Origin of the sequence: Streptomyces pathocidini (assembly GCF_001418495.1) — a bacterium.
Lineage (GTDB): Bacteria > Actinomycetota > Actinomycetes > Streptomycetales > Streptomycetaceae > Streptomyces > Streptomyces pathocidini.
Genome location: NZ_LIQY01000102.1, coordinates 1 through 3,816, shown reverse-complemented (window position 1 = coordinate 3,816; position 3,816 = coordinate 1). Strand labels below are relative to the sequence as shown.

Below are 3,816 nucleotides of genomic sequence, written 5' to 3'. Positions count from 1 at the left end.
CGGGGCCGGCACGGCGGTCGTCGCGGCTATCGGCATGGTCGTCTTCGGCGAGGCGGTGACCGCGGCGAAGCTGTTGGGGATTGCGCTGGTCATCGCGGGCGTGCTCGTGCTCAACCTCGGCGGGGCGACGCACTGATGGGGCGGCGGTACGACCCCGAGCGGCGCCGGCGGATCATCGATGCGGCGATCCGGGTCGTGGGGGAGCGCGGTATCGACGGCCTCAGCCACCGCTCGGTCGCCGCCGAGGCCGACGTGCCGCTCGGCTCCACCACGTACCACTTCGCCACCCTCGACGACCTGCTCGTCGCGGCGCTGCGGCAGGTCTGCGTCGAGCCGCCGACCGCCGTCGAGGACTGGCGGCGCCACCTCGACCGGGACGGGCCGCTGGCCGATCGGCTGGTGGACCTGCTGGAGGAGATGGCGGCCGGGGACCGCGGCCGGATACGGCTGGAGTACGAGCTCTACCTCGCCGCCCTGCGCCGCGAGGCGCTGCGCCCGGTCGCCGCCGAATGGCTCGATTCCGCGGTCGAGACCCTGGCTCCATGGACCGGTGACAGGGCCGGCGCCCGTGCCCTGGTCGCCTTCCTCGACGGCCTCCTGCTGCAACTCCTGCTCACCGGGCGGCCGTTCGACCGCCGGGAGGTCAGGGAAACGCTCGCCCGGGTGATCGGCTGAGCGTGCGCAGGGCCGTTGGGCCGGTCTGATCGAGCCGGTCTGATCGATGAGACCGGTTCGCCTCAGCGGCACACGGCCGGTTAGGTTTCCAGCATGACCGACACGACTGCTACTCGTACCACCGGCGCCGTCGCCGCCGGCCTCGCGACCGTCGCCGCCGACGGCACCGTTCTGGACACCTGGTTCCCCGCCCCCGAGCTCGCCGCCGAGCCCGGCCCCGCCGGGAGCGAGCGGCTGACCGCCGAGCGCGCCGCCGAGCTGCTCGGCGAGGCCGCGCCGCGCGCGCTGGGCGCGGACGCACGGCGCGGGGTCGAGGTCGTCGCCGTGCGGACGGTCATCGCCTCGCTGGACGACAAGCCGCTCGACGCACACGACGCGTACCTGCGCCTGCACCTGCTCAGCCACCGCCTGGTCGAGCCGCACGGCCAGAACCTGGAGGGCATCTTCGGGCTGCTGGCCAACGTGGCCTGGACGAACCTCGGCCCGGTGCCCGTCGATCGGCTGGAGGCCGTACGCCTGGCCGCCCGCGCCGACGGGCTCGCCCTCAACGTCACCAGCGTCGACAAGTTCCCGCGGATGACGGACTACGTGGCCCCTTCGGGCGTGCGGATCGGCGACGCCGACCGCGTCCGGCTCGGCGCGCACCTCGCCTCCGGCACCACCGTCATGCACGAGGGCTTCGTCAACTTCAACGCGGGCACCCTCGGCACCTCCATGGTCGAGGGCCGCATCAGCGCCGGTGTCGTCGTCGGGGACGGCTCCGACATCGGCGGCGGCGCGTCGATCATGGGCACGCTGTCCGGCGGCGGCAAGCAGACCGTCTCCATCGGCGAGCGCTGCCTGCTGGGAGCCGAGGCCGGCATCGGCATCGCGCTGGGCGACGACTGCATCGTCGAGGCGGGCCTGTACGTGACCGCGGGCACCCGCGTCACCCTGCCCGACGGCCAGGTCGTCAAGGCGGTCGAGTTGTCCGGTGCCAACAACCTGCTGTTCCGCCGGAACTCCACGACCGGCACGGTCGAGGTGCTGCAGCGCTCCGGCTCCTGGGGCGGGCTCAACGAGGCGCTGCACAGCCACAACTGAGCCGCACCGAGCAGTTTTTCACGGCCCGGCGGGACCTTCCTTCCTGCCGGGCCGTCGCGCTGTCGGAGCCAGCTCGTGGGTGACGGGGAGGGACCGGGTTACCTGGACCGCCGCCCGGCCCGGCTCACGGCCGGATCCGCAGTACCTGCGGGTCGTGGTCGCTGGCCTGGTCGGCGAACTCCGCGTTGAGGTGGACGATGTCGTAGTCCGCGTGGCGGATGCCGCGGGTGGTGAGGATGTGGTCCAGGACCTGGGAGTTGCCGTTGTAGACGTAGCCGTAGCGCTCGGCGCGCGGCAGGCGGCCGACCAGGTCGGTCAGGGCGCCGTCCGCGGTGAGGGCGGCCAGGGCGGGGGAGAAACCGAAGTCGTTGAAGTCGCCCGCGACCACCACCTCGGCGGCCGGATTGAGAGCCAGCAGGGATTTCACCCAGGCGTTCACCGCCTGCGCCTGCGCGACGCGCTGCTTCTCCGAGGGCCGGGCCGGTGGCTGGAAGCGGCTGTCCAGACCCTGGTCGCCGCCCTTGCTGGTGAAGTGGTTGGCCACCACGAAGACCGGCTCCCCGCGGAACGTGAACCGCGCGACGAGCGGCTTGCGGCTGTCCCGCCAGGCTGGGTCGGCGGGGGCGATGCGCCCAGGGTTGACGGAGAGCGCCACCCCGCCGCCGGCCGCCGGGACCGGCTTCACGGGGGTCGTGGCATCGCCGCCCGGCACGTCCTCGAAGGAGACCCGCTCGGGGTCGAAGAGGAACGCGACCCGGATGTTGCCGCCCGGCTGCCCGCCGTCCTGCCCGTCGGCCGGGTCGATCTGGCGCCACGCGTAGGAAGGGCCGCCCGCGGCGGTGATGGCCTCGGTGAGCCGCTTCAGGGTGGCGTCCGCCGAGACGACCGCGTCGTCCGTGGGGCCGTTGTCGTCCTGGACCTCCTCCAGGGCGAGGACGTCGGGCGAGGCGAGGTGCGCGACGACGGCCTCGGCCAGGCGCTCGAACTTGGCGGCCGGGTCCTTGGGGGAGAGGTTCTCCACGTTGTAGGTGGCGATGGAGAGTTCGGACGCGGACTGCTTCCGCGTCCGCTCGCGCGCGAGTCCGTCGTCCCGGAGCGCCCCGAGCGTGGTGGCCTGGAGCTCGTAGCCGCCGAACTGGTCGTAGTCCAGCGGCCCCGCGGTGGTCCCGGCCAGCTCGTCGCCCACGTCCGCCCGCGGGAACGGCCGCTCGGCGTACGGGATGAGCGAGGCGACCTTGACCCGGCCGCCGTTCTGGGACGCGTACGAGCCGTAGAGACTCCCGCCGCGCGCGGTGCGGTTGAGGCGCGGTTCGGCGGTGACCCACACCTCCTCGAACTCGCTGGTGGGGCCGACCACCCGGGCGTCGGTGAGCCGGACGCGCATGCCCTCCAGCGACTCGTACCGGTCCAGGGCGTACGCGGTGGGGCGCAGCGGCAGGTGCTCGATCGAGCTGTCGGCGGCCTCGCCGCGCGGGGCGTAACGGTTCGGCACGGTCGAGGGGTTGAGGCGGAAGGCGGTGGGGAGCGGGTTGCCGGAGGAGACGACGGTCCAGGTGGGCTTGGTGATCTCCGTGACGGACTGGAGGCCCGCGCCCGCCCCGCCGGGGTAGTACTCGGTGACCGTGCCCGACACCAGCACCGAGTCGCCGACCGCCACGGCCGGGGTCCTGGAGCCGGTGAACACGAAGACGCCCTCGCTCGTCGCCCGGTCGCCGTCGGGGTCCGGGTCCTGGACCCAGAAGCCGCGCGAGGAGCCGAAGGCGCGGACCGCCGTGACGGTGCCGGGGACGTCCGCGACGGACCGGTCCGCGAGCGGGGATATCCGGGTGGTGCCCTGGATGTCGTGGATCCGGACCTCCGCGGCGGCCGCCGGAGCGGGCGCGGCCAGGAGCCCGGCCGTCAGGGCCGCGGCGATCAGGGCGCCCAGGGCGATCGGGCGTGACGACGGCCGTGACGACGGGCGGGCCGTTTGCGTACGGCCGGGGCGGGCGGCGGGAGTCGGGGCCTCCGGATGGGGTGCGAGGGACGGATGGGGCGTGAGGTGGACTGGGCGTGAGG

Annotated in this window: 4 protein-coding genes; 3 read left to right on the top strand and 1 reads right to left on the bottom strand. The window is 73.9% G+C overall.

All coding sequences use genetic code 11. The features are described from left to right. The 3 genes from AOK16_RS28015 to dapD all read left to right on the top strand — a co-directional run. Positions 1 to 136: DMT family transporter (locus AOK16_RS28015; RefSeq protein WP_478071898.1), on the top strand; the 136-nt coding region annotated here is incomplete at its 5' end. Beyond that, a complete protein-coding gene (locus AOK16_RS06715; RefSeq protein ID WP_055471306.1) occupies positions 136 to 675 on the top strand; it encodes a TetR/AcrR family transcriptional regulator in 540 nt (179 codons plus the stop codon). The genes AOK16_RS28015 and AOK16_RS06715, both read left to right, overlap by 1 nt. Positions 676 to 768: 93 nt before the next feature. Next, entirely contained in the window at positions 769 to 1,758 is a 990-nt protein-coding gene (dapD, locus tag AOK16_RS06710; RefSeq protein ID WP_055471305.1) for a 2,3,4,5-tetrahydropyridine-2,6-dicarboxylate N-succinyltransferase, read from the top strand. Positions 1,759 to 1,882: 124 nt separating this feature from the next. Here the strand turns inward: dapD and AOK16_RS06705 are convergent, their stop codons facing one another. After that, complete coding sequence (locus AOK16_RS06705; protein WP_055471307.1) at positions 1,883 to 3,691, bottom strand: endonuclease/exonuclease/phosphatase family protein; 1,809 nt, start codon at positions 3,689 to 3,691, stop codon at positions 1,883 to 1,885. Between the last annotated feature and the right edge of the window lie 125 nt (positions 3,692 to 3,816).

Excerpts from the sequence above, each read along its gene's own strand:
- AOK16_RS06715 (WP_055471306.1), top strand. The coding sequence starts at position 136 with ATGGGGCGGCGGTACGACCCCGAGCGGCGCCGGCGGATCATCGATGCG.
- dapD (WP_055471305.1), top strand. The coding sequence starts at position 769 with ATGACCGACACGACTGCTACTCGTACCACCGGCGCCGTCGCCGCCGGC.